We start from the raw sequence: 21777 nt of genomic DNA, 5'->3' as shown, positions 1-21777 counted from the left end.
TCCAGACTTTATGACTTGGAGACTTTCTGATGTTTTGCCAGGCATCGCTGGACCAGCGTCCAGGCCGCTGCTTCCACCTGGTCCGGGTCCGCTCGGGCGTCGAGCACTTTGACGCGGCGCGGCTCTAGGGCGGCCAGCGCGAGGAATCCCCGGCGCACCCGTTCGTGGAATTGTTTGGCTTCCCGATCGAGACGATTTAATTCCAGTTCATTGCGCCGCCGACGGGCCAAGCCCGCCTGAGCCGGGAGGTCGAACAGCAGTGTCAGCACAGGGGCGAGTCCGTTGGTGACAAACCGATTGAGGGTCCGGAGAGTCTTGACGTCCAGCCTGCGTCCATAGCCTTGGTAGGCGAGGGTGGAGTCCACGAAACGGTCGCAGAGGACGATCGTCCCTTCCCTGATGGCCGGTTCGATCACCTGCCTGACGTGTTGGCTGCGGCAGGCAAATACCAACAGGGCTTCGCACTCCGGCGTGATCGGTTCGGCCGGGTCTGTGCCGACAACTGTGCCGAGGAACAGAGAGCGGATCCGTTCGGCCAGGGGCGTCCCGCCCGGTTCCCTGGTCTCCAGGACCCGGTGGCCTGCTTCCCGGAGGCGTTTGGCCAGCCTCGCGCACTGGGTGGTTTTCCCGCTTCCTTCGACCCCCTCGACGGTGATCAGGAGGCCTCGACGGCCCCCCCTTTGGGCACCCATTTCCCCCTCCCGATTCTCCGCTGCTTGAGACGGGCGATCCTAGTCCAAGTGCTTGAAAATAGCAAGAAAAGGCTTGCGACACCATTTTGAAGACTGTATGATGAGGCCGCAAGGAGAGCACCCTGGTGAAGACACTCAAAGCTTCCCTCAAACGCTACTTCCTGACGGGGTTGCTGGTCATTACCCCCATCTGGGGGACGGTGCTCATTCTGAAGACCTTGTTCCTGACCGTGGACGGGATCTTGGGGGGCGTGCTGGCGAAGTTCGTGATTCCCGAGTACTACGTACCAGGGATCGGCATCCTCACCCTGATTGCGTTGATTTTTACCACCGGTCTGCTGGCGACCAACATCATCGGGGGGCAGGTCGTCAAGCTGTGGGAGGATTGGTTGCACCGAGTCCCGGTGGTCCGCGGCATCTACGCGACGCTCAAAGCCATGATGGACATCCTGTCCTTCAAGGACAAGGAAAAGTACAACCGCGTCGTCCTGATCCAGTTTCCCAAAAACGGCCATTACTGTTTCGCGTTTGTGACCGGCATCACGCGTGGCGAAGTGCAGCAGATTTCCACGGAGCCATTGTTGAACGTCTATGTGCCCACGTCGCCGAACCCTACCTCGGGCTATTTCTTGTTGGTGCCCGAGCAAGAGGTCGTGTCGCTGGACATCAGTGTGGAAGAAGCGATGAAGCTGATCGTATCGGGCGGACTCTACCAGCCTACGCCGTCCATGCCGGCGGTCGTGCAGCCCAAGTCGGCGCCGGCGTCGGCCGAGCGCCCCGGCGTGGAGGTTCCGATCGCATGAGAGTTTGTTGGTTGGGCGATCTGGTGATGGAGTGATTGTCGTCCGAAAATGAAGCAAGCAACAGATCAACAGATGCACAAATCTCCCCTTGCAGGTCTCGCCGCGATTGTCATGGCGGCGGGGCTGGGGAAACGGATGAAGTCCAAGCAGGTCAAAGTCCTGCATGCAGTGGCGGGCCGTCCGATGATTCTGTATGCGCTGGATTTGGCGGCTCGGCTGGCCGGCGCGGGGACGGTCGTCGTGGTCGGCCATCAGGGGGAGCAGGTGAAGGCGGTGATCGACGCTCATGGCGCGGCCGGCGCGCGTGGTTCGGCAAAGCGCGAGAAGGGGCTCACGGCCCATGTCGGTCGAGGGGCCGCTTCGACGCCTTCGATTCTCATCGCCGAGCAGCAGCAGCAGTTGGGCACCGGCCATGCCGTGATGCAGGCCCGCGGCGCGTTCCTGCGCGCGCGGGGCGCGCCGGCCTCGACCTATGTGATCCTGAACGGGGATACCCCCTTGCTGCGGGAGGGGACCATTCGGGCGTTGATCCGGTTGCACGAATCCGAACGAGCGACGGTGACGATCCTGACGGCCCTCTTGGACAACCCGGCCGGCTACGGCCGTGTGGTGCGGCAAGGCGCCGGCGGGCCGGTGTTGCGCATCGTGGAGGATCGCGATGCGACCGCCATCGAGACGGCGATCCGGGAGATCAACGTCGGCACCTATGTCGTGGACGGGTCCTTTCTGTTCGAAGCCCTGGATAAACTGGCGCCGCGGAATGCGCAGCGGGAGTACTACCTCACGGATATCGTTGGCTTGGCGGTGGAGCGGGGGATGACGGTGGCGGCGATGGCTGCGCCAAGCGCCGAGGAATCGCTGGGTATCAATACGCGTCAGCAACTTGCGACAGCCGAGCAGATCATCCGGCGGGAGATCTGCGACCGGTGGATGGAGGCGGGGGTGACGCTGCGCGATCCGGCCACGACGTGGATCGATCACGATGTCGAGATCGGGCAGGACACGGTGATCTATCCGAACGTGACGTTGGAAGGGCATACCAAAATCGGCGAGGACTGTATCATCCATGCCCAGACGCGTATGACGAACAGCGAGGTGGGCCGGCGTGTCGTGGTGCAAGATGGCTGCGTGGTGAAGGACGCATGCCTGGAGGAGGGCGTCACGATCGGGCCCTTCGCGCATCTCCGCCCCGGTACGGTGCTTCGGAAAGGCGCCAAGGTCGGGAACTTCGTCGAAATCAAAAAAACCGAACTGGGCGAGGAGTCCAAGGCCAACCATCTGAGCTATTTGGGCGACGCCCGGATCGGGCGAGGCGTGAACATCGGTGCCGGGACGATCACCTGCAACTACGATGGCGTCCATAAGCACGAGACCGTGATCGAAGACGACGTCTTCGTGGGCAGCGACAGCCAGTTTGTTGCGCCGGTGAAGGTCGGCCGTGGGGCCGTGATCGCCGCCGGTTCGACGGTGACGCAGGATGTGCCGCCTGATGCTTTGGCCGTCTCGCGGGCCGCGCAAGTCAACCGTCCCGGTTGGGCGGCGCGCCGGCGGGTGTTGATGGCCTCAGAGGGCCGAGAGGCGTCAGACGTGAAACGGGAGGTGACGCTCCGAAAACCCCTCGTGCCTCATCCCTCGCGCCTCACGAAGGGCGGTATGGCCAAACGAAAAACAAGAAAAGCAAAGGGCTGAACGGATATGTGCGGCATCGTCGGATATGTCGGTGATCAGGAGGCCGTGCCTGTTCTGCTGGATGGGCTGCGGCGCCTGGAATATCGCGGCTACGATTCGGCCGGGGTTGCCGTCCTGCACGACGGCACCATCGAGGTGCGGCGCAGTGTCGGCAAGTTGGCCAATCTTGAAAAGGCGCTGGCCGACCGGGCGATCTCCGGCCGGACCGGCATTGGGCATACGCGCTGGGCCACGCACGGGAAGCCCTCCGAGCAGAACGCGCATCCGCATCGCTCTGGTGGTTGTGTGCTGGTCCACAATGGCATCATCGAGAACTACGTTGCGCTCAAACAGGAACTGCAGCAGGCCGGCTATCGGTTCGAATCGGAAACCGACACGGAAGTGGTGGCGCACTTGATCGGCCGGAATGTGAACCGGGGGATGCGTTTAGTGGAGGCCGTGCGCGCGGCGACGAAAGACATCCGTGGCAGCTATGCCATCGCCGCGATCTGCGAGCGGGAACCGCAGACGCTGGTCGCGGCTCGGTCCGGTTGTCCGTTGGTGATCGGCCAGTGCGCCGGCGCGACGCTGGTCGCCTCGGATGTGATGGCCATGCTGGCCCATACGCGGGAAGTAACGTATCTCGAGGAGGGGGACGTGGCCCTGATGACCCCGTCGCAGGTGTCGATCACGGATGCCGCGGGTGCGCCGGTGCGCCGGCCGGTCACGCGGGTGTCCTGGGATGCAGCGGCGGCGGAAAAAGGCGGCTACGCCCACTTCATGCTCAAGGAGATTTTCGAACAGCCGCAGGCGATCCGGGACACGATGCGGGGCCGGTACACGTTCGAAACCGGCGAAGCCGATTTGCCGGATATCGGCTTGACCGACGAGCAGTTTGCGCAGATCGGGCGCGTCTGGATTGTGGCTTGCGGCACCTCCTGGCATGCCGGTCTTGTGGGCAAATACTTGATCGAGGAGATGGTCAGGACGCCGGTGCAAGTCGATATCGGATCGGAATTCCGGTACCGGAACCCGCTGGTCGAAAAGGACGACTTGTTTGTCACGATCTCCCAGTCCGGGGAGACCGCGGATACGCTGGCGGCGGCCCGTGAAGCCAAGCAGCGGGGCGCCCGCGTGGTTTCCATCGTCAACGTGGTCGGCAGCACGCTGGCGCGGGAATCCGACGGGGTGCTCTATACCCACTGCGGGCCGGAGATCGGCGTGGCCTCGACCAAGGCCTTCACGGCGCAGCTCGCGGCGCTCTATTTGCTGGCCTTGCATCTGGCCCGCGTGCGCGGGGTACTGAACGCCAACGACGGGCGTGTATGGCTGGAGCGGTTCGTGGCCCTGCCGTCGCTGGTCGAGCAGATTCTGAGACGCGATGGAGAGATTCAGGCGATCGCGAAACGGTATTATGAGAAACGGAACTTCCTCTACCTGGGACGCGGGATCAATTATCCGATCGCGCTGGAGGGGGCGTTGAAGCTCAAAGAGATCTCCTACATCCACGCGGAGGGTTATGCAGCCGGGGAAATGAAACACGGCCCGATCGCGCTGATCGATCAGGACATGCCGGTGGTGGTCTTGGCGCCGCGCGACCGTCTCTACGAAAAGACGGTCAGCAACCTGATGGAGGTCAAGGCCCGCAATGCGCCGGTGATTGCGTTGGTCAGCGAGGGCGAGCGCGATTTGGGCAATGTGGCGGACGCGGTCTTTACGATTCCCGAGGTGCCGGCGCTGCTGACGCCGATTTTGTTTACGGTGGTGTTGCAGCTTCTGGCCTACCACATCGCGGTGCTGCGGGGTACGGATGTGGATCAGCCGCGGAATTTGGCCAAGAGCGTGACGGTGGAATAGTAAATCTGGGGGTCTCTCAAGTTGGAAAGTCTGAAAGTCGTCAAGTCCGCGGCTTTCATGACTTGACGACTTTCGGACTTTTAAACTTTCGGACTGAGGTTTTTGATGCAGATCACCAAGCAAGACGTCGAGCACGTGGCCAAGCTGGCGCGGCTGGAGATCACCGAGATGGAACGGGACGCGTTCAGCAAGCAGCTCAGTGCAATCCTGACCTATGTGGAGAAGTTGAAGACGTTGGAGACCTCTGGTGTGGAGCCGACCGCGACGGTGTTGGAACAGACCAACGTCTTTCGGGAGGACAAGGCGCGGCCGAGCCTGCCGGTGGAGAAGGCGTTGGCGAACGCGCCGGAAAGTGAAAGCGGACATTTTCGGGTGCCGCGGATTCTGGAATAGGCGGCGGAGTTCGTACGGACCGCGGCCATGCAACATACACAGACCTGACATAGAGGACAATCATGTTTCGACAAATGCTGCGATCCAAAATACACCGTGCGGCGGTGACCGATGCCTGCCTGGACTACGAGGGCAGTCTGACCGTGGACGAGGATCTGCTCGATGCGGCGGGCATCCTGCCCTACGAGGCCATCGTCATTTCCAACCTGAACAACGGTGAGCGGTTCACGACCTATGCGATGGCCGGAAAGCGGGGGAGCGGCGAGGTGATCCTGAACGGCCCGACGGCCCGTAAGGGAGCGGTGGGCGACCAGATCATCATCTTCTGCTACGAGTATTACGCGGAGGATGAGATTAAGCGTCATGTGCCCAAGATCATCCGAGTGGGCGAGCGCAACAAGATTGTAAGGTAAACCGTAAGTCATCCGGTGTCGAGGGTTCATGTCGCTCTACAAGTTGACGTTGCGCGAACTGCAGGAGAAGTTCACCAAGGGCGAAGTCACGGCCTGCGAGATCGTGCAGGCCTATACGCTGCGTCTCAATCAGCTGGAGCCCAAGGTCCGGGCCTACATCACGCTGACAAAGGAGGCCGCTCTGGCCCAGGCGGCAGCCCTGGATGAAAAGCTCAAGGGCTGGCGTCGTACGATGCCGCTGATGGGCATGCCGGTGGCGGTCAAGGACAATATCTGCACGCAGAACGTGCTGACGACCTGTGCCTCGCGGATGCTCGGCAACTTCGTGCCGCCCTACGATGCCTCCGTGATCGCGCGGTTGCGCGGCCAAAGCTATCTCCTGCTGGGCAAGACCAACCTGGATGAATTTGCCATGGGTTCTTCGACGGAGAACTCGGCCTTCGGTCCGAGCCGGAACCCATGGAACCTGAGTCGGGTGCCGGGCGGGTCCAGCGGCGGATCGGCGGCGGCCGTGGCGGCGGATCTTTGCGCCGCCGCGTTGGGATCGGATACGGGCGGCTCCATCCGGCAGCCGGCTGCCTGTTGCGGGGTGGTCGGGTTGAAGCCCACCTACGGGCGGGTGTCCCGTTTCGGCCTGGTGGCCTTCGCGTCATCGCTGGATCAGATCGGCCCGATCACCAAAGACGTGGCGGATGCGGCGATGTTGCTGGGCGTAATCGCGGGGCACGATCCCTTGGATTCCACCAGCGCCAACCTCCCGGTGCCGGATTATGCCAAGGCACTCAAGAAGAAAGACTTCAAGAAGTTGAAGGTCGGCGTGCCGCGGGAATATTTCGCGGAAGGGCTGGACCCGGAGGTCGAGCAAGCGGTGCAGGCGGCCATCGAAGAGATCAAGCAGCTGGGGGGGGAGGTCAAGGAGATCGCCCTGCCGAGGACCGATGCGGCGATCGCCACCTACTACCTGATTGCGACGGCGGAGGCCAGCTCCAACCTGGCTCGGTACGACGGGGTCAAGTTCGGGCTCCGGTCCAAAGAAACCGGGAACCTGCTGGACATGTACATGAAGACCAGGCAGGAAGGGTTCGGGCCGGAGGTGAAGCGGCGGATCATGCTGGGTACCTATGCGCTCAGCGCCGGCTACTATGATGCCTTCTACGGCAAGGCCCAGGCGGTGCGGACCTTGATCCGGCAGGATTTCGAGGCGGCGTTCCGCGAGGTGGATCTGATTGTCACGCCGGTGACGCCGACGCCGGCGTTCAAGCTGGGTGAAAAATCCGAAGATCCGTTGCAGATGTACCTCTCGGACATCTATACGATCTCCGTAAACCTGGCGGGGAACCCGGCCATTTCGGTGCCCTGCGGGTTCAGCAAGGCGGGGCTGCCGATCGGGCTACAGCTCATCGGTCGGCCGTTCGAAGAGGAAACACTCTTGCGCGGCGCTTATGCCTACGAGCAGGCGACCGGCTGGCGGGCCAAGCGGCCGAATATCAGGTGAAAAGGTGAGCGGTAAATAGTGAGGGGGGCTAGAAAGACAAGAGGGCTCGCTCGAATTCACTGTTTGCCGTTCGCGTTTAACGGAGGAGAAGCATGACGGGCATAGAAGTCGCGGCGATCGTGGTGGCATTGGGCGTGGCCGTGTTTGTCGGCGTCCTAGTCCCAGTGCTGATCGAACTCAAGAAGACCGTGGCGGAATCGGGACTCTTGCTGGCCCAAATGAATCGGGATCTGCCGTCGTTGCTGAAAGAGATGCGCGAGACGACCCAGAATTTGAACCAGCTGGCCGAGTATACGCGGGAGGGGATCGAGCATGCGGCGGTGTTCCTCCACGCGGTCGGAGAAGTCGGCGAGACCGTGCAGAACGTGCATGACACGGTCCGGGGGCGAAACGGTGCGTGGCTGAGGAATGTGGCCGGCCTGGTGGCCGGATTCAAAGCCGCGTCGTCGGTGGTGAAAGCACGGATGTCTCATGGAGAAGGAGGGCAGTCCAATGGCGGATGATCGCGGATTTTCACCGGGGGCAGTCGGGTTGGCGTTTTTAAGCGGGGCTCTGGTTGGTGCGGCGGTCGCCCTGTTAATGGCTCCGCAATCGGGCCGCGACACCAGGGAGCAATTACGCGGCTATGCCCGGAAGGCCGAAGATGACCTGCGCGATCTGGCCGGCAAGGCCACCGAGGCGTTCGACCATGTGGTCGAGAAGGGGCGCGAGGCCATCCACGAAAAGAAGTCCATTCTGAGCGAGGCCCTCGATGCCGGCCGCGAGGCCATGCGGCGCGAGCGGGATCGGCTGGCGGGAGAGAAGAAAGGTTAACGGGTGTCGTACGAAGTTGTGATCGGGCTGGAAGTCCATGCCCAACTGCTCACGCAGTCCAAGATGTTCTGCGCCTGCGGGACCAAATTCGGTTTGCCGGCCAACAGCCAGACCTGCCCGATCTGCCTGGGGATGCCCGGCACCCTGCCGGTCATCAACAAGAAGGCGGTCGAGATGGCGGTCCGGACGGGGCTGGCGTTGCAGTGTCGGATCGGCGAGCAGAACCGGTTCGCGCGCAAGAACTACTTCTATCCCGACTTGCCCAAGGGCTACCAGATCTCGCAGTACGAAGCGCCGATCTGTGAGCACGGGTCGGTGGAGGTCGGCCCGGCGAAGAAGCCGGTTCGCATCCGCCGTGCGCACCTGGAAGAGGACGCGGGCAAGAACATCCATGAAGCCGGCGTCAACGGGAGCCGCGTGGACTTGAACCGGGCAGGCACGCCGTTGCTGGAAATCGTGACCGAGCCGGATATGCGCTCGGCCGACGAAGTGGTGGCGTATCTGAAGATGTTGCGGGAGATTCTCATGTACCTGGAGGTCTGCGACGGCAACATGGAGGAGGGGAGTCTGCGCTGCGAGCCCAATCTCTCGTTGCGGCCGGTCGGACAAAAAGAATTCGGCACGAAGGTCGAACTGAAGAACATCAACTCCTTCAAATTCGTGAAGGAGGCGATCGAGTATGAGATCAAGCGACAGACCAAAGTGCTGAATGAAGGCGGGAAGATCGCCCAGGAAACGCGCCTGTGGGATTCGGACAAGGGCGAGACCGCCACGATGCGGAGCAAGGAAGAGGCGCACGACTATCGGTATTTTCCGGACCCTGATCTGGTCCCGCTCAGTCTTGCCCCCGAGTGGATCGACGACCTGCGCAAGACCCTGCCCGAGTTGCCGGCGGTCCGCCAGCGGCGCTTTGTCGGCGAGCACGGCCTCCCGGAGTATGATGCGGGAGTATTGACCGGCAGCAAGGCCCTGGCCGATTACTTCGAGGCTTGTGTCAGGCTCTTTCCTCAGCCCAAGACCGTGAGCAATTGGGTCATGGGGGAACTGCTGCGTGAGTTGAATAACGCGGGGATGTCCGCTGCCGCCTCGCCGGTTAGCCCGGAGCGGCTCGTCAGCCTGTTGCAGTTGGTGGAGAAGGGCACGGTCAGCCTGAAGGTCGCGCGGGAGATATTCCCGGAGCTGTACGCCAGCGGGAAGTCTCCCGAACAGATCGTCAAAGAAAAGGGGCTCACGCAAGTCTCGGACGAAGGATCGCTTGCGAAGATCATTGATGAGGTGATCGCCAGGAACCAAGCGCAGGTGGCGCAATACAGGGGCGGCAAGGAAGCTGTGCTCGGATTCCTGGTCGGCCAAGTCATGAAATCCTCCGGTGGCAAGGCCAATCCGGGAAAAGTGAACGAGTTGCTGAAGAAAAAACTGGCGGGATAGAAGTCGCGGCTGCACGGGCACGCGACGTTGAGATGAGGCGACCGTACGGACTTTTTAACTGGAGTGAGGAATGAGCGCGATCAGGGAAATTAGGGCGAGGCAGATTCTGGACTCACGCGGCAACCCGACGGTGGAAGTGGATGTCACGCTGGAGAGCGGGGCTAAGGGACGGGCGGCCGTGCCTTCTGGCGCGTCCACGGGCGAGAAGGAAGCGATTGAACTGCGGGACGGGGACAAGAAGCGCTGGATGGGCAAGGGTGTCTCCAAGGCGGTTGCCAACATCAGCCGGGCCATCGCGCCGAAGCTCCTGGGGATGGAAGCGTTGGATCAGGCGGCGGTGGACGGGACCATGATCGCGCTGGACGGCACCAGGGCTAAGAGCCGGCTCGGCGCCAATGCCATTCTGGGCGTGTCCCTCGCCGTCGCGAAGGCGGCGGCGGCCGAAACGGGCCTGCCCCTCTACCGCTACATCGGCGGCGCCAATGCGCGGGTCCTGCCCGTGCCGATGATGAACATCATCAACGGCGGCGCCCATGCCGACAACAGCCTCGACCTCCAGGAGTTCATGATCATGCCGGTCGGCGCCGCGCGGTTCAGCGAGGCGCTGCGGATGGCCACGGAGGTCTTCCATACCTTGAAATCCCTGCTGAAGAAGCACGGGCTCAATACGGCGGTGGGGGACGAGGGCGGGTTCGCGCCGGACCTCAAGTCGAACGAAGAAGCCTTAAGCCTGATCATGCAGGCCATCGAGCAGGCCGGGTACCGGCCAGGCAAAGACATCGCCCTGGCTTTGGACGCGGCGGCCAGCGAGTTCTACGAGAAGGGCCGGTACGTGCTCGAGGCGGAAAAAGAGGAGAAGTCCTCCGAGAACATGATCCGCTACTACGCCAAGCTCGTGGACCGGTATCCGATCCTCTCCATCGAGGACGGGCTGAGCGAGCTGGACTGGAAAGGCTGGCGGATGCTCACGGAGCGGTTGGGCAACCGGGTGCAGCTCGTGGGCGACGACATTTTCGTGACCAACGTGGAGATTTTCTCGCGGGGGATCAAGGACGGGATCGGCAATTCGATCCTGATCAAGCTGAACCAGATCGGGACGCTGACCGAAACGCTGGAGGCCATCGAATTGGCCAAGCGTTCCGGCTACACGGCGGTCGTGTCGCACCGGTCCGGCGAAACCGAGGACACGACGATTGCGGACGTGGCGGTAGCGTTGAACACCGGCCTGATCAAGACCGGCTCCCTGTCGAGGACGGACCGGGTGGCGAAGTACAACCAGCTGCTGCGCATCGAGGAAGAGTTGGGCGCTCAGGCGGTCTACCGCGGCCGCGGGGCCGTCAACGCCGCCCGCTAGCGCCAGCACCCCGGAGGAGGTGTGGTGACCAGACGAAACCGCAGCCATAACACCTTGCACCGGCATCAGCTCACGCTCCGGCGGGCGCCATGGCTGGTGGGCGGTGTCATGGCGGCCCTCGTGGCGGCCTCCTTCTTCGGAGAGATGAGCATTCCGAAATATCTGGAGATGCGCAAAAACGCCCAGGCGCTGGAGCTTGAAATCCAGGCCATGGCCAAGGCCAACGCGGAGTTGCGGACCGATATCAGCCGGCTCCAGAGCGATCCGGCGCGCATCGAGGAAGTGGCCCGGGAGCGGCTGGGGTTCGTCCGTAAGGGCGAGACGGTCTATCAGGTTGTGGACGAACCGGTCAAGATCGGACAGGTTGAGCCGACGAAGTGAGGGATCATGAAGACGGGAACGGTGGCGATCATCGGGCGCCCGAACGTGGGGAAATCCACCCTGCTGAACGCGCTCCTCAAAGAAAAAATCGCAATCGTCTCCGATAAGCCCCAGACCACCCGCACCCGCATCCTGGGCGTGGTGCACCTCCCCGGCGCGCAGTTCGCGCTGCTGGACACGCCGGGCATTCACAAGCCCCAACATCAACTGAATCGACGGATGGTCCGCACCACCATGGACTGCATGAAGGAAGCGGACCTGTTTTACGTCATGGTGGAGGCCACGGCGGCGCCGGGGCCCGGCGACCGGTTCGCGATCGAGCAGGTGCGCGAGGCGCGAAAGGAAGGGCGACCGCCGGCGTTCCTGCTGATCAACAAGGTGGATGCGGTCAACAAGAGCCGGGTGCTGCCGCTCATCGACGCCTACCGGAAGATGCTGGACTGGTCGGAGATCGTACCGCTGTCCGCCAAGAACGGGATCAACGTGGACCGGCTCCTGGAGCTGACCGTCACCGCGCTGCCGGAAGGGGAGGCGGGATACGAGGAGGACATGCTCACGGACCAACCCATGCGCACGCTGGCGGCCGAGATCGTTCGGGAGAAAATTCTTCATCTGACGCGCGACGAAGTGCCCTATGCGGTGGCGGTGGAGATCACCAGCTTCAAGGAGGAAGGCAAGCTGGCGCGCATTCAGGCCTCGATCTTCGTCGAACGGGACTCCCAGAAGGCGATCGTGATCGGGAAGCACGGGGAGCTGCTCAAGACGGTGGGGACCGAGGCGCGGGTCGAAATGGAAAAGCTCTTCGGGATGAAAGTGTTCTTGGAGCTGTGGGTGACCGTGAAAGAGTCCTGGCGCGAGGACGAGCAGACGCTTGTCGAGCTGGGCTACTAAATAAGTGAGAAAGTCGAAAAGTTTGAAAGTGTGTAACGTTGAAGAACCGCACACCAAGAGACTTTCCAACTTTTTCGGCTTGTTGACGTGAGAGACTAGAGATGCAGCCGACCGAACGTACCCGACAAGCCGAGAAGGACCTGCTGAAGGACCTTTCCAAGGAGGTCCCGGAGAAGGGGCAGGGCAAGTTCGAGTTGGTATTGGCCTCCTTCCAGCGTCTGCTGCGCCGCGGCGCGATCACCAATCTGGGCAAGATGATGGGCCGCATGCATCCGGCCGATATCGCCAAGGTCATCGCGCACCTGTCCTCGCAGAAGGAAAAGCGCACGGTGTTCGAGCTGGTGCGCGGAGAGGCGGAACGGGGCAAGGTGCTCAGCGAATTGGATCACGGGAGCGTGCCGCAAGTGCTGGCGGACATGCCCGCCTCGGAAGTGGCCGCGCTGCTGAAAGACCTGGGGCCGGACGACGTAGGCGACATCCTGGGCGTGCTGCCGGACGAGCAGGCCCAGGAGATTCTCACGTTGATGAAGACGGAGGACTCCACCGAGATCGCCGAGATTCTGAAGTACCCCAAGGATACGGCGGGCGGCATCATGACCACGGAGTTCTTCTCACTGCCGGAGGATGCGACGGCCCAGGAGGCCATCCGGCGCCTGCAGCAGGCGACCGACGCCGAGATGGTCTTCTACATCTACGTCACCGACAAGGACGAGCATCTCGTCGGGGTCCTGTCGCTCCGCCAGCTCCTGACCGTCCCACCGGGGACGCCGCTCAAGAACATCATGGCCACCGACGTGATGAGCGTCGCAGTGGATGTGGACCAGGAAGAGGTGGCCCGCCAGGTGGCGCGCTACAACTTGCTGGCCATTCCCGTGGTCGAGAAGGACAACACGCTGGTCGGCATCATCACGGTGGACGACGTGGTGGACGTCATCCGGGAAGAGGCCACGGAAGACATGTTAAAGATGGCCGGGGCCACGGAAGAGGACGCCCTCATGGAGTCCTCCAGCCTGGATTCGTCGCGCCGGCGCCTGCCTTGGCTGTTCACGAACCTCGTCGGCAGCCTGGTCTCGGGCTGGATACTCTGGCTCTTTCGGTTCACCATTCAGGAAGTCGTGGCCATCGTCACCTTTATCCCGGTCATCGCGGCGATGGGCGGCAACGTCGGACTCCAATCCTCGACGCTCATCATCCGGGGGTTGGCGACGGGCCGGATCGAGCTGTCGGACGTGTGGAAGGTTTTCTTCCGCGAGGTCCGCATCGGCTTCATCCTCGGGGTGACCTGCGGGGTGCTGCTTACCATCGTCGGGTGGCTCTGGCATGGCCAATGGTTTCTCGGCATGGTCGTCGGGGCCTCGCTCATGATCGCCTTTCTGGTGTCCACCAGCATGGCGACGATCATGCCGGTCGTGCTCAAGCGGATCGGTGTGGACCCGGCGGTGGCGGCCGGGCCCTTTGTCACCACGGCCAACGACATCAGCGGCATCACGATTTATCTCGCCCTCTCGACCCTTCTGCTGGAACATCTCCGATGACGGGTGCCCGTTGGGCCCATTGGACTGTTGGCGCGGCTTGTTTCTGGACAAGCCTTGGCCTCAGCGGGCTTGTGGCGGCCGCGCCTCCTGCTGCGCTCCACGAAAGCGGGGGCCGATCCGTGGTCTTCGAACTGGCGGAACAACCGGGACAAGGGCCGCTCCAGGCCGAGCCACGGGCTACCCTGACCCTGCGCTTGCATGGTGAGCCGGCAGGGCCACAGGAGATGGTGGCCATCGTCGAAGGAACCCTCCTGACCCGAGTCATGGTTTCTCTGGCTCCTGGCGAAGGGCCCCGTTCCTGGCAGGCCGAAGTGAGCCTGGATCTGCCGGCCACGACAACAGGAGGGGGAGAGGAGCCTTCGCCGAACGGACAAGCCGCTCGGCGCGATTTCCGGCAGCGGTTTCACCGGGTGGACGTATCGTTCGCCAGGTTGCGGGGCATGGGTCTCACGCCGTTTCTGCATCGCTCCGTCTATATCAACCTGGAGCCGCATCCTGAGCGCAAGGTTGAGGCCAAGCCGGAACCGGCCCAGCCGGAGGCGGTTCCTGAAGTTACGCAACCGGTCGCGCCTGCCGTCATGACCGAGTCGGCTCCTCTGCCGGGCATCGAACGGGAGCCGGTCTCTCCGGTACTGGATGGGGTTATCACGGAATCGGACTTACCCCTGCCCAAACCGATCCCCGTATCCGTGGAGTCCATGGACTACTGGCAGGCGCTGGAACAGCGCGTCACCGCACAGTTCAGGCAAAGGGTCCGGGCCAAAACGTCGCCGATCCGGTTGCCGCGCGTGCAATTCCGGCTCTATTGGGACGGTGTTGCCAGGATGGTTGCGCTCGAACGGTCCTCCGGAAGCCAGCAGGTGGACCAGGCGGGGATGGACAGTGTCGTCGATGCCCATCCCTTTCCGCCCTTTCCGGAGCACATTGCCGATCCCTACGTGGACGTGCATGTGGACTTTGCCGCCCCGAAGCCTGTGCCCCAGCCGCGAGGGGGGAAGAAACGATGAGGGGCGCATGCCGCTGCTGAAGACCCCCGCCATCACACTCAAGAGCCGCAAGTGGGGCGAGGCGGACCGGATCGTCACGTTCTACACGCTGCGGTTCGGCAAGCTGCGCGGAGTGGCGCGGGGAGCCAGGCGGATCAAGAGCCGGTTCGGCAGCGCCTTGGAACCCTTCGTCCAGTGCGATTTGAACCTGTTTGAGAAACCCAACGACACGTTGCACCGCGTCTCGCAGGCGGACATCAGGGAAACCTTCCCGGCCTTGCGCGAGAACCTGGCGATTATGGCCGGGGCGGCCCGCATGGCCAACCTGGTCACGGCCATCACGCCGGACGCAGACCCGGCGCCCAAAATCTTCGACACGCTCTTGCGGGGGTTCCGTTCGCTCAACGAAGGTCACGATCCGGGCCTCACCACGCTGCTGTTTCAGATCAAACTGTTGGGACTCACCGGGTTTCGTCCGCAGACCGACCATTGCGTTGCTTGCGGTAGGGATACGCAGGCCTCGGGGGTCGGTTCGGCGGGGCGCTTCTCGGCCCTGGCCGGCGGGCTCGTCTGCGACGGCTGTACGAGCCGTCGATCCGACCGGTACCTGTTCCTGTCTCCCGGCAGCCTCGCCTTTCTGCAACAGGCGCTGCGGATGACCCCGGAAATGTTGAGCCGTCTCAAAGCCTCGGGCCAGGTGCGGATCGAGTTGGACTTGGCCATCGAAGCCTATGTCACGATTGTGGCGGGCAAACGCCTCCCGCCGGTGGACTTCCTGGTCGCCGAGCCGGAACCACCATATGAGGTGAAGCCTGCTTTACCGCAAGTCGGGCCGATATAGATCGGGGCGGGGCGGATCGTTCATCTGCGGTAGGATAGAAGGGTCGAATTGCGGCGGAGGCTCGCCGCCGGTCTGCGGAGAAGAGAAGGAAGAAGAGGACGGAGAAGGACCGGGAGAAACTCTAGAGGCTGGAGCCTGTGGAGGTGCGAGCGGGACCATGGGAGTCGGGACAGCGTCAGGCGAAACGGGCACGCCCGTACCGGTGCCGAGGGATTCCATCACCGCCGGCTGGTTTTCAGACGAGCCCGGCCTGATTGGGACTCCAACCTCGGCAGCGGCCGTGGTAGCCAGCAGGGCAAGCGTAAGAACAAGCAAGATTCTCATGGCAGGACCTCCAGCTGCCGTCTCGACGCTAGCATAGGACCGGACTCCACGCAACAAGGGCTCTATAATCGATAAACGGGTGCCGTAACGTCCTGCATTGCTTGGCTATTCATCTCTTGCACGCAATGTTCGTCTAGTTTTACGTGCCAGCCGGCAAATCGTCTTTTGTTTGACAAATCTAGATAGGTGTGGTTTCTCTAAGCAGAACTCCCTTAGTAGGAGATGGGAAGTTTCGAGGACGTGATGGCGATTCGTGCAAAAACACAGACGACGATTCCGGAGGCGATTACCCAAATCGCGTATCCCGCCTACATGGTCAATCGGCAGTGGGATATTGAATGGATTAATCCCCAAGCCGAGGAGCTGATCTTCGGGCAGTCGGTCCGCACGCTCCGCAATATCGAAGAACGGCATTTCTTCTCGCTGGCGTTCACGAGCAAAACCCGCGACCTCGTCACGGATTTCGATGGCTTCATCAAGAGCCACTTGCCGCTGGTCCAGGGGGATATCCCTCCGCCGTCCCGGAATCCGCTTTTGGTGCCGTTGGGTATCGATACCGTAAGTTGGCTGGGCCGAATCTGGCCGGACGAGGTCGAGGCCTTGCCCCAGATCAACTATCGGGAAGAGCGGTTTCGCTTCAAGTCGTCGCGGTGCGAGGGGTATCACCGCGTTGCGGCCATGTTCCGGGAGGGGATCCTGATCATCTGGATTCCAACCGTCGTGAATTTGGCACCGGTTTTGGATCTGCTGACCGGTAGGCGGAACATCATCAACGATCTGCTCATCAACAAGCTGCCGGCCATGCGCGCCATGGCGGTGTTGGTGGCTGATTTGCAGAACTCCGTGAAAATCTCGGCCGACCTGCCGCCCGAGGAATATTTTGACCTGATTACGGCCATGTGGGCTAGGCTGGAAAAGCCGTTCCGCGACTATGGCTGCTATTCGGGCAAACATGTGGGTGACGGGGTGGTGCAGTTCTTCCTGGCCAAGCCGGGCGATGCGTTCGGCCACAGTGTCAATGCCCTGCTCTGTGCGAATGCCATTCAGTGCTCCATGGCGGATATCAACCGGGAGTGGAAGCGGAAGAAACAATGGCTCAATGAACTGGTGCTGAACATCGGGCTTCACGAGGGGCGTGAATGGATCGGCTACATCCCCTCGGCTTCCACTCCGGAATTCACCGCATTGGGGGATACGGTCAACGTGACAGCGCGCGTCTCGGGCATAGGGCGGAACGGCTGCTTGTGGGTGAGCAAGCATATGCTGAGCGCCTTGCCCTCGCAGATACTGGATCATGTGGAGTATGGGATCCGCCGGCCGATGGAGGGGCGGGACCTGTTTATTCCCAAGACCTATTCCCGTGTTGTAGACCTGCCGAATCTGGAGCGCATTCCCAAATCGACCGATATCGCCAACTTGTCTGTCACCGAGGTGATCCGCGTCGATCAGCCTGCGATCCAGGCTGTGCTTCGCTCGATGGTCGCCGAAGAACCCCAGGCTTGACGCAGTCCCTTCCGCGGTACTCGTCCGCTGCTCAATTCCTCCGTTATCCTGTTGTGATCAATGGGTGCCAGCTTGTCGGAGTCTGTCTGTCTCTGGTATGGTGCGCCTGACAGAGATGGTAGGGGAGCGGGCAGGCATGGCTACTAGCGTTCTTGAACCCAGAGACATGAGCTGGTTGGAGAAGGGAGTGCTCGGGATCGACTGGTCCGACGGGCACAAGGGGGTCTATCCGGTCCGCTATCTGCGCCTGCACTGTCCTTGTGCGGCCTGCACCGATGAATGGACCGGGGAATTGCGCTTGAAGGCCGACGACATTCCAATGTTCGTGGCGGTTAACGACATCGAACCGGTCGGGCGGTATGCCCTGAAGTTCACGTTCAGCGACGGGCACGATACGGGGCTCTTTTCCTATACCTTCTTGCGGCGCGCCTGCCAATGTGATACCTGTGTGCCGGTCAAGCCCCAAGAGCCCAAGAGCCGGAGGCTCCTCTGAAGCGTCTAATCATTTTCCTGCTGTCCTGTCTGCTCCTGACGGCCTGTTCGTATTTGCCGATCGACTTACAGCTCCTGCCGCCCATGGATGTGCAGAAAGCCCACATCAAGAACAACGAGCTGATCGGACAGGTCCTGGGACCGGAGGCCTTTGTGCAGGTTTGGGGCCCGCCTACCTATGCGCATGGGGAGCATGCCCAGTTTCTCCCGGCTGACAACGGCAACTGGGTGCCGAGTTTCCGGATCCCCATGGGCCAGGCGCCGGCCGGCTGGGATGCGACCATTCGAACCGGCGACGGCTATTTCATGATCTATCTGGAGCGTGGGGAGTTGCTCGGATTCCTGGAGGGCCGGCTGGTCTCCCGCGAGAAATTAGGGGCCGAACATCTCCATACGATCGGCAAGGTCTGGAAGCAGGAAGACATCTACAAGACCGGGTTGGAAAAGTCTCTCACGGTGCCTAAGTAACCCAGGAGCCTCTGTCTGCCGTTGTTGGCTCACCCTCCATCCTGCTGATGGTCCACAAGCCCCTCAATATTCTCTTCGTTTCTCCCGAAGCCGCTCCGTTTGCGAAGACCGGAGGTCTGGCGGATGTGGCCGGCGCCCTCCCTTGTGCCTTGGCCAAGCTGGGCCATCGGGTCCGTCTCGTCATCCCACGCTATGGCTCGATTGACGGGGCTGCCTATGGTTTCAAGGAATGGATCAAGATGGAGGTGCCCTCCGCTTCCGGGCTGATCCCAGCCGTGATTGAGCGCGGCTTCTTTTCGGAAGACAAGATCCCGGTCCTGGCCGTGCGGCACGATCCGTTTTTTGCGCGGGCGGGTCTGTATGGGGAGAGAGGGCTCGACTATCCGGACAACCTCGATCGGTTCACCTTCTTGTGCCGTGCGGTGATGGAGTTGCTCCCGCGACTGGCGCAGGACGGCTGGACCGCCGATCTGCTCCACGCCCACGATTGGCAAACCGCCCTCTGCATGGTGTATCCCCGGACCCTCTACGCGCAGGTTCCGGAGGCGAATCATCTTGGCACTGTCTTTACGATCCACAATATCGGTTATCAGGGCCACTTCCCCGAGGCCGACTATTCCAGGACCGGGCTGGGAGTGGACTTGTTCACGCCGGCCGGTCTGGAGTTCTACAGCAAGCTGAACCTGATGAAGGGCGGCCTGCTCTTCGCCGACCGGCTCACGACCGTGAGCCCGACCTACAGCCGCGAGATCCAAACGCCCGAGTTCGGGTTCGGGTTGGAGGGAGTGGTGCGGGAGCGGGCAAGCCGGCTGGTGGGGATCGCAAATGGCATCGATACGGACGTTTGGGACCCGGAAACGGACCATTACCTCGCCAGCCGTTACAGCTTGACCACGATTACCGGCAAGTCGGTGTGCAAGGTGGCCTTGCAACAGGAAATGAGGCTGCCGGTGCGAAACGTCCCGCTCCTCGTCGTGATCTCCCGGCTCTCGGACCAGAAGGGCCTGGATCTAGTGGCCGACATCGTGCCGGCGCTGATGACGGAGGATCTGCAGCTGGTCCTGCTGGGATCCGGCGATCCGGACCTGGAAGTACGGTTTCGGTCGTTACAGGAACAGTGGCCGCAGAAGTTCGGGTTGCGGATCGGATTCGATGACGGGTTGGCCCATCGCATTCAGGCGGGCGGGGATATGCTCTTGATGCCCTCGCGCTACGAGCCTTGCGGCTTGAGCCAGCTCTATAGTCTTCGGTATGGAACGGTTCCGATCGTCCGGCAAACCGGCGGGCTGGCGGATACGGTGGTGTCCTACGGGGTGAGCGAGAACCCCACCGGATTTGCCTTCAAAGAGGCGACAGCCGGAGCGCTCCTTTCGACCATCCGCGCGGCCCTGGTCGTCTATGCCCACCCCAAACGCTGGGCGCCGTTGATGCAGGCCGGCATGAAAACGGATGTATCCTGGGCCAAGTCTGCCCGCGCCTATTCCGACCTCTACGAGCAGGTGACGACCCTCCATTCTCATACCTAGCCATTGCTTCGATAGATCGCGCTGAAAGCGCCGGATTGTTTGCATTGGCAGACGTCTGGCGCAAGTGCGCACGCCGCTCGGCGTATTGACCCGCTGCGTGTTTTGGCCTAGCATGCCCGCATACACTTGTCTAAAGGTGTCCCATGCGCCGCCTCATCAGTTTCAGCCTGCTCTTCGCCACATGTGTTCTGGTTGGCTTTGCGCCAGCCCTCGCCGAGACGCGCGGGGTGAAGATCGAGGGCAAGGATCCGGCGGCATACATCAGCACCCACTATGGCAAGTCCTGGGCCGTCGTTATCGGGATCAACGAGTACCAGCACAACATTCCGAAACTGCGTTATGCCGTGGCCGACGCCCAGGCCATCGGCGAAGAGCTGGAACGGCGAGGGTTTACCGTCATTCGGCTGTTGAACCAGCAGGCTACCGGCGAGCGGATCCGCGCGGTGCTGGGAGATGAGCTGCCCGCTCGGATGAAGCCGGAGGATCGGCTCTTGGTCTTTTATGCCGGACATGGCGAAACCCGGACGATCAGCGGCGGCCAACCCATGGGCTATCTGCTGCCGGTGGATGCGTATCGTGAGCGGCTGCATGGCACGGCCATCAATATGGCCGAAATCAGGAACCTGGCAGCGCTTCTGCCGTCGAAGCACGTGCTCTTTCTCGTGGATGTCTGTTATGGCGGCATTGCCGGTCAGCAGTTTCGTAGCCTGCCCCCGCAAACGGAGTCCTATCTGAAGCAAATCACCAAAGAGCCAGGCCGGCAGCTCATCACGGCGGGCGGAGCGGGCCAGCAGGTGGTTGAGGGACCGCAATGGGGGCACAGCGTATTCACCTATTTTATCCTGAAGGGTCTGAAGGATGGTCTGGCGGACCTGAATCAGGATGGCGTGATCCCAGCTTCCGAGTTGTATGCCTACCTCGATGGCCGTGTGCCGGCCGAGTCCGAGGGCCAGCAACGGCCGGAGCTCTGGGCGCTCTCGTCGGAAAAGGGGGAATTCGTGTTCTTTGCGCCGTCGGCCAAGGCGCCGGCGATAGCCGAGGCGCCGACACGTGTACCCGCCCTCCCTGCGGACGAAGTCGCCGCCATGAAGAAGCGGATGGAAGAGATGGAACGGAAGCTGGCCGAACAGGCGAAACCGGCTCAGCCGTCCAAGTCCGTGGACGTGGCCCGGGCGCGGCCCTATGAGCAACCGCGTTACCAGATCAAGGAGATCATCGGGAAAGACGGCGCGCCCATGGTCCTGGTCCCGGCAGGCGAATTCACGATGGCCTCCGGGTCGGCCACACGTCGCGTCGCCCTCGATGCATTCTATCTAGACAAGTATGAAGTCACTGTGGCGCGATACGGCAAGTTTCTCACTGCGACGAAGAGGAAAGAGCCGGAAAACTGGGGCAACTCCTATACCTATCAAGCGGGCCAGCCGATCACCGGTGTGACCTGGGACGACGCGCTTGCCTACTGTCAATGGGCCGGCAAGCGGCTGGCCACCGAAACGGAATGGGAGAAGGCGGCCAGAGGGACAGATGGACGGCTCTATCCATGGGGCAACGATCCGCCCGATCCCAGGCTGGCCAATTATCAGGTTGAAAGCGGATATTCATCCACGGCTGGGCTGAAGGCGGTTGGAAGCTATGAGGAGGGAAAGAGTCCCTACGGAGCCCATGACATGGCTGGCAATGTCTGGGAGTGGGTGGCCGACTGGTACGACGAGGACTACTACCGACACGGGCCGAACCAGAATCCTTCCGGGCCGGCTAGCGGAGAGGAGAAGGTGATCCGCGGCGGTTCCTGGGATTTCCAGGCGCGGGCGCTCCTGACCGTGAGCCGGATGTCCTACGCGCCGACCATGCGGACCGGCTTTATCGGCTTCCGCTGTGCGCAGGACGCCGAGCGCTGACCGTTTTTCTGCTCTG

General features: G+C 62.1%; 21 protein-coding genes. 20 read left to right on the top strand and 1 reads right to left on the bottom strand.

Annotated features, from left to right (window positions below; genetic code table 11):
- Nucleotides 1-8: 8 nt before the first annotated feature.
- Nucleotides 9-692: a dTMP kinase gene (locus tag EPO61_08300; protein TAJ08895.1), complete on the bottom strand. Its 684-nt coding sequence runs from the start codon at nucleotides 690-692 to the stop codon at nucleotides 9-11.
- 122 nt (nucleotides 693-814) lie between these two features.
- On the opposite strand from EPO61_08300, the gene EPO61_08295 reads away from it, so the two are divergent.
- The 20 genes from EPO61_08295 to EPO61_08200 all read left to right on the top strand — a co-directional run bounded on the left by EPO61_08295 (nucleotide 815) and on the right by EPO61_08200 (nucleotide 21761).
- Nucleotides 815-1495, top strand: coding sequence for a DUF502 domain-containing protein (locus EPO61_08295; GenBank protein ID TAJ08894.1), 681 nt, complete (start codon nucleotides 815-817; stop codon nucleotides 1493-1495).
- Nucleotides 1496-1567: 72 nt separating this feature from the next.
- Nucleotides 1568-3184: a UDP-N-acetylglucosamine diphosphorylase/glucosamine-1-phosphate N-acetyltransferase gene (glmU, locus tag EPO61_08290; GenBank protein ID TAJ08893.1), complete on the top strand. Its 1617-nt coding sequence runs from the start codon at nucleotides 1568-1570 to the stop codon at nucleotides 3182-3184.
- A gap of 6 nt (nucleotides 3185-3190) precedes the next feature.
- Nucleotides 3191-5020 (top strand): glutamine--fructose-6-phosphate transaminase (isomerizing), encoded by a 1830-nt coding sequence (glmS, locus tag EPO61_08285; GenBank protein ID TAJ08892.1) that lies wholly within the window; start codon nucleotides 3191-3193, stop codon nucleotides 5018-5020.
- 105 nt (nucleotides 5021-5125) lie between these two features.
- Nucleotides 5126-5413: an Asp-tRNA(Asn)/Glu-tRNA(Gln) amidotransferase subunit GatC gene (gene gatC / locus EPO61_08280; GenBank protein ID TAJ08891.1), complete on the top strand. Its 288-nt coding sequence runs from the start codon at nucleotides 5126-5128 to the stop codon at nucleotides 5411-5413.
- A 62-nt stretch (nucleotides 5414-5475) separates the two neighbouring features.
- Nucleotides 5476-5826: an aspartate 1-decarboxylase gene (locus EPO61_08275; GenBank protein ID TAJ08890.1), complete on the top strand. Its 351-nt coding sequence runs from the start codon at nucleotides 5476-5478 to the stop codon at nucleotides 5824-5826.
- 28 nt (nucleotides 5827-5854) lie between these two features.
- Nucleotides 5855-7321: an Asp-tRNA(Asn)/Glu-tRNA(Gln) amidotransferase subunit GatA gene (gatA, locus tag EPO61_08270; protein ID TAJ08889.1), complete on the top strand. Its 1467-nt coding sequence runs from the start codon at nucleotides 5855-5857 to the stop codon at nucleotides 7319-7321.
- A 92-nt stretch (nucleotides 7322-7413) separates the two neighbouring features.
- The gene (locus tag EPO61_08265) at nucleotides 7414-7824 is read left to right on the top strand and encodes a DUF948 domain-containing protein (protein TAJ08888.1); all 411 of its coding nucleotides are present in this window, start codon (nucleotides 7414-7416) and stop codon (nucleotides 7822-7824) included.
- A complete protein-coding gene (locus EPO61_08260; protein ID TAJ08887.1) occupies nucleotides 7814-8134 on the top strand; it encodes a YtxH domain-containing protein in 321 nt (106 codons plus the stop codon). The genes EPO61_08265 and EPO61_08260 overlap by 11 nt, the downstream gene beginning before the upstream one ends.
- A gap of 3 nt (nucleotides 8135-8137) precedes the next feature.
- On the top strand, nucleotides 8138-9562 hold the full coding sequence (gene gatB, locus EPO61_08255; protein TAJ08886.1) for an Asp-tRNA(Asn)/Glu-tRNA(Gln) amidotransferase subunit GatB: 1425 nt from the start codon (nucleotides 8138-8140) through the stop codon (nucleotides 9560-9562).
- A gap of 70 nt (nucleotides 9563-9632) precedes the next feature.
- The gene (locus EPO61_08250; protein ID TAJ08885.1) at nucleotides 9633-10916 is read left to right on the top strand and encodes a phosphopyruvate hydratase; all 1284 of its coding nucleotides are present in this window, start codon (nucleotides 9633-9635) and stop codon (nucleotides 10914-10916) included.
- A gap of 24 nt (nucleotides 10917-10940) precedes the next feature.
- A complete protein-coding gene (locus EPO61_08245; GenBank protein TAJ08884.1) occupies nucleotides 10941-11297 on the top strand; it encodes a septum formation initiator family protein in 357 nt (118 codons plus the stop codon).
- Between the two features lie 6 nt (nucleotides 11298-11303).
- Nucleotides 11304-12188: a GTPase Era gene (locus EPO61_08240; GenBank protein ID TAJ08883.1), complete on the top strand. Its 885-nt coding sequence runs from the start codon at nucleotides 11304-11306 to the stop codon at nucleotides 12186-12188.
- Between the two features lie 194 nt (nucleotides 12189-12382).
- Nucleotides 12383-13723 carry a magnesium transporter gene (gene mgtE / locus EPO61_08235; GenBank protein TAJ09008.1) on the top strand — a complete coding sequence of 447 codons (1341 nt, stop codon included), beginning with the start codon at nucleotides 12383-12385 and terminating at the stop codon, nucleotides 13721-13723.
- Nucleotides 13720-14730, top strand: a complete 1011-nt coding sequence (locus tag EPO61_08230; protein ID TAJ08882.1) for a hypothetical protein — start codon at nucleotides 13720-13722, stop codon at nucleotides 14728-14730. Before mgtE ends, EPO61_08230 begins: the two co-directional genes overlap by 4 nt.
- A complete protein-coding gene (gene recO / locus EPO61_08225) occupies nucleotides 14615-15550 on the top strand; it encodes a DNA repair protein RecO (protein TAJ08881.1) in 936 nt (311 codons plus the stop codon). Before EPO61_08230 ends, recO begins: the two co-directional genes overlap by 116 nt.
- A gap of 546 nt (nucleotides 15551-16096) precedes the next feature.
- Nucleotides 16097-17377, top strand: a complete 1281-nt coding sequence (locus tag EPO61_08220; GenBank protein ID TAJ08880.1) for an adenylate/guanylate cyclase domain-containing protein — start codon at nucleotides 16097-16099, stop codon at nucleotides 17375-17377.
- Between the two features lie 136 nt (nucleotides 17378-17513).
- On the top strand, nucleotides 17514-17870 hold the full coding sequence (locus tag EPO61_08215) for a DUF971 domain-containing protein (GenBank protein ID TAJ08879.1): 357 nt from the start codon (nucleotides 17514-17516) through the stop codon (nucleotides 17868-17870).
- 83 nt (nucleotides 17871-17953) lie between these two features.
- Nucleotides 17954-18337 (top strand): hypothetical protein, encoded by a 384-nt coding sequence (locus tag EPO61_08210; protein ID TAJ08878.1) that lies wholly within the window; start codon nucleotides 17954-17956, stop codon nucleotides 18335-18337.
- Between the two features lie 47 nt (nucleotides 18338-18384).
- A complete protein-coding gene (gene glgA, locus EPO61_08205; protein TAJ08877.1) occupies nucleotides 18385-19863 on the top strand; it encodes a glycogen synthase GlgA in 1479 nt (492 codons plus the stop codon).
- Between the two features lie 143 nt (nucleotides 19864-20006).
- A complete protein-coding gene (locus tag EPO61_08200) occupies nucleotides 20007-21761 on the top strand; it encodes a hypothetical protein (protein ID TAJ08876.1) in 1755 nt (584 codons plus the stop codon).
- Nucleotides 21762-21777 lie beyond the last annotated feature (16 nt).

Source organism: Nitrospirota bacterium, assembly GCA_004296885.1.
GTDB lineage: Bacteria > Nitrospirota > Nitrospiria > Nitrospirales > Nitrospiraceae > SYGV01.
This window is presented reverse-complemented; position numbering and strand designations above follow the sequence as displayed.

Coding starts and splice junctions, on each gene's coding strand:
- EPO61_08300 (TAJ08895.1), bottom strand. CDS start 692: ATGGGTGCCCAAAGGGGGGGCCGTCGAGGCCTCCTGATCACCGTCGAG.
- glmU (TAJ08893.1), top strand. CDS start 1,568: ATGCACAAATCTCCCCTTGCAGGTCTCGCCGCGATTGTCATGGCGGCG.
- glmS (TAJ08892.1), top strand. CDS start 3,191: ATGTGCGGCATCGTCGGATATGTCGGTGATCAGGAGGCCGTGCCTGTT.
- gatC (TAJ08891.1), top strand. CDS start 5,126: ATGCAGATCACCAAGCAAGACGTCGAGCACGTGGCCAAGCTGGCGCGG.
- EPO61_08275 (TAJ08890.1), top strand. CDS start 5,476: ATGTTTCGACAAATGCTGCGATCCAAAATACACCGTGCGGCGGTGACC.
- gatA (TAJ08889.1), top strand. CDS start 5,855: ATGTCGCTCTACAAGTTGACGTTGCGCGAACTGCAGGAGAAGTTCACC.
- EPO61_08265 (TAJ08888.1), top strand. CDS start 7,414: ATGACGGGCATAGAAGTCGCGGCGATCGTGGTGGCATTGGGCGTGGCC.
- EPO61_08260 (TAJ08887.1), top strand. CDS start 7,814: ATGGCGGATGATCGCGGATTTTCACCGGGGGCAGTCGGGTTGGCGTTT.
- EPO61_08250 (TAJ08885.1), top strand. CDS start 9,633: ATGAGCGCGATCAGGGAAATTAGGGCGAGGCAGATTCTGGACTCACGC.
- EPO61_08240 (TAJ08883.1), top strand. CDS start 11,304: ATGAAGACGGGAACGGTGGCGATCATCGGGCGCCCGAACGTGGGGAAA.
- EPO61_08230 (TAJ08882.1), top strand. CDS start 13,720: ATGACGGGTGCCCGTTGGGCCCATTGGACTGTTGGCGCGGCTTGTTTC.
- recO (TAJ08881.1), top strand. CDS start 14,615: ATGCCCATCCCTTTCCGCCCTTTCCGGAGCACATTGCCGATCCCTACG.
- EPO61_08220 (TAJ08880.1), top strand. CDS start 16,097: ATGGGAAGTTTCGAGGACGTGATGGCGATTCGTGCAAAAACACAGACG.
- EPO61_08215 (TAJ08879.1), top strand. CDS start 17,514: ATGGCTACTAGCGTTCTTGAACCCAGAGACATGAGCTGGTTGGAGAAG.
- EPO61_08210 (TAJ08878.1), top strand. CDS start 17,954: ATGGATGTGCAGAAAGCCCACATCAAGAACAACGAGCTGATCGGACAG.
- glgA (TAJ08877.1), top strand. CDS start 18,385: ATGGTCCACAAGCCCCTCAATATTCTCTTCGTTTCTCCCGAAGCCGCT.
- EPO61_08200 (TAJ08876.1), top strand. CDS start 20,007: ATGCGCCGCCTCATCAGTTTCAGCCTGCTCTTCGCCACATGTGTTCTG.